The organism is Pseudomonas sp. SIMBA_067 (assembly GCF_046534675.1).
GTDB lineage: Bacteria > Pseudomonadota > Gammaproteobacteria > Pseudomonadales > Pseudomonadaceae > Aquipseudomonas > Aquipseudomonas putida.
On sequence record NZ_JAWRYH010000915.1, the window covers coordinates 1 to 252 of the forward strand.

General features: G+C 36.9%; 1 protein-coding gene. It reads left to right on the forward strand.

Annotated elements, in window-relative coordinates; all coding sequences use genetic code 11:
* On the forward strand, positions 1–252 hold a 252-nt coding region (locus SB765_RS31880), incomplete at both ends, for a hypothetical protein (protein WP_410932791.1).

Genomic DNA, 252 nt, shown 5'->3' on the forward strand with positions numbered 1-252 from the left:
TGAAACAATGGATACTTATTTAGCCAAAATGCAGGCTGCCAATGGTGATGCGGGTAAATACGCGCTGGATAATAAATGGGTTGATTCTCTCAAAACTAATCAACAAATTCGTCAACAATTAATTAATCTAGTTGGCGCTGAGGAAGATGGTAAAACATTTAAACAAGTGTCTTTTGGTGAATACTTAAGCTTAGTTAAGCCACCAATTGAGTTTGATAACCCAATGACAGAAAAAGTCGCTGTTGTTGTAGC